General features: G+C 67.6%; 3 protein-coding genes. 2 read left to right on the top strand and 1 reads right to left on the bottom strand.

Annotated elements, in window-relative coordinates; translation table 11 throughout:
• The coding region (locus Q0112_RS14690; protein ID WP_297976548.1) for a heme-degrading domain-containing protein at nucleotides 1-485 on the bottom strand (485 nt) is incomplete at its 3' end.
• A 469-nt stretch (nucleotides 486-954) separates the two neighbouring features.
• On the opposite strand from Q0112_RS14690, the gene Q0112_RS14685 reads away from it, so the two are divergent.
• Both Q0112_RS14685 and Q0112_RS14680 read left to right on the top strand, forming a co-directional pair.
• Complete coding sequence (locus Q0112_RS14685) at nucleotides 955-1,335, top strand: VOC family protein (RefSeq protein ID WP_297976546.1); 381 nt, start codon at nucleotides 955-957, stop codon at nucleotides 1,333-1,335.
• Between the two features lie 313 nt (nucleotides 1,336-1,648).
• Nucleotides 1,649-2,334 (top strand): ABC transporter substrate-binding protein (locus Q0112_RS14680; RefSeq protein WP_297976544.1); only part of this gene is annotated, 686 nt, incomplete at its 3' end.

The raw sequence follows: 2,334 nt of genomic DNA, 5'->3' as shown, positions 1-2,334 counted from the left end.
CCCGGCAGCGCCACCTCCGCCGCCGGCACCCCGAGCGCCGCCGCCAGCGCCGCCACCACCACCTCGTGATCCTCCCGCTGCGGCAGCCCCGAGACCGTCACCGCGCCCACGCACCCGACGCCACGGATCTTCAGCGGAAAGCCGCCCCCGGCCAGCACGCAGTCCGCCACCGCCTCCGGCCCGGCCTCGGGCGGCAGCAGCCGGCCGCCCTTCTCCAGCCCCAGCCGGAAGGTGCTCTTCTGGAACCGCCGGACCGCATTCACCTTCCGCCGCACCCAGTCCTCGTTGTCGGGCGTCGTCCCCGGCATGGCGAACCAGAAGAGCCGCCGGTCCCAGAGCCTGAGGTCGATCGCCACCGCCTTCCCCGCCGCCGCCACCCGCTCGCGGATGTCGAGCCCGATCCCGAGCGCCCTGTCCGCATCGAACCCGTCGAAGACCAGCCGCGCCTCCTGCGCCGCGATCGCCGCCACCAGCTCCGCCGTCATCGCCCACCTCCCTCCAGGAGCCCCATCCCTCTAGCTGCGGCGGCAGCGGCAAGGGTTGCAATGGCAAAAGCCATCATCGCACCTGCGGGACAGGAGCGACGGAAGGCATGAAATGAAGACATTAGGAGAAACGAGCAGATGCGACCCTGCAATATTCGAGAAGTTCGAGCACAACGGCCAGCAGCGCTCCCGCGCCTTCGCGTCGGCCCTGCCGTTACCACGGCACGCGGGACCGCCCTCTACATCCCGGCGGGTACTGCTGGTGCCTGGGAAAACCCCGCTCAATGAGGCAGATGTCCTCGCAGCTTAACGAGTCCGCCGCCGGCGCGCCCGGCGTCTGACAGCGCGGATCAATACATACCTCCGATCCGATGGCGAAACTTCGATGGAGATACCGGTGTGCATGCGCTAGATCCCACACGCCAGCATCGGCTGGAATCCTCGCCGATCGGTCATGGAGGATACGGCCTTGAAGCCTCAATATTTTGATCTCACCGTAATGGACGTTGAAGCGGCCCGGCGCTTCTTCGAGGCGTGCCTGGGATGGCGGTTTGTACCCTTCGAGGCGATCCCTGGATACTATCGGATTCAGGCCGGAGCGCCAGAGGCGCCCGGCATCGATGGCGGCATTGGTGCGGCGAAAGACTTTCCCCAGTCGGAAGGCCGACCGCTCACCCTGATGACGATCCCGGTACCCGACCTGGACGACGTTGTTGGCAAGGTCGAGCAGAACGGAGGGCAGGTCATCGAGCCGAAACGCGCGATTCCTGGAATTGGCTGGTTCTGCACGTGCGCTGAGCCCGGAGGACTGTTGTTTGGCGTCCTTCAAGCCGACCCGGCCGCAATCTGAGAGAGCCCCCCGGGAAGCGCTGGGTAGCTTCTCCTTGATTTCGACCACCCGCAGGCTGCTGAAGAAGGCAACGGATGGTCCGCCCGGACCCGCAACTCGAGATCGACACAGGAGAACAGCTTCCCGCCCTCCGATCAGCCCCTTTCGTCGCGATCCCGTCCGCTGCCACCCTTCCTCACACTGACGGAATCACTGCTTGCACCCGATCACAAGGCTGCCTTCCTCAGCAGCCTGCTAGCGCCGCATCCGCCAGAACCCCATAGACTTTTCGCCCCCCCGGCCACATGCTCGGGCGCAAACAGGGGGACCACCGATGACCACCAGCCGCCGCACCGTCCTCAAGGGCGCCGCCGCCACCGCCGCGCTCGCCGCCACCCCGCGCTTCGTCCAGGCGCAGAGCTCCCAGCCCATCCGCCTCGGCTTCCAGCTCCACCGCACCGGCATCGGCGCCGCCTACGGCCGCTGGTACGAGCGCACCGCGACCGCCGCGCTCAAGGTCCTGAACGAGCAGGGCGGCATCAACGGCCGCCCGGTGGAGATCGTCTTCGAGGACGACGGCACCGATCCCAAGCGCGGCGCCGAAGTGGTGGAGAAATTCGCAGCAGGAGACATGGACCTCGTCTTCGGCACCCTCTTCTCCCACGTCGTCATGGGCGCCGCCCCCCGCGCCGGCGAGCTCCGCATCCCTTATCTCGTCTGCTCCGAGGGCCACCACGTGGCGAGCGGCGCCCTCAACCGCTGGACCCTCCAGCCCGGCATCACCGACGTGAAGAGCCAGGTCCGCGCCATGGCCCCCTGGGTCGCGTCGAACCTCGGCAGGAAGGTCACCCTCATCTACCCCGACTATGCCTTCGGCTACGACCACCGCGACAACTTCACCGCCGCGATGCAGGAGCAGGGCGGCGAGGTCATCGAGCTCCTCGCCATCCCGCCCACCGAGACCTCCTTCACCCGCTACCTCCCGCGCATCCCGCGCGAGACCGAGGTCATCTACCACGT

This window comes from uncultured Amaricoccus sp., from assembly GCF_937858865.1.
Classification (GTDB): domain Bacteria; phylum Pseudomonadota; class Alphaproteobacteria; order Rhodobacterales; family Rhodobacteraceae; genus Amaricoccus.
This window is presented reverse-complemented; position numbering and strand designations above follow the sequence as displayed.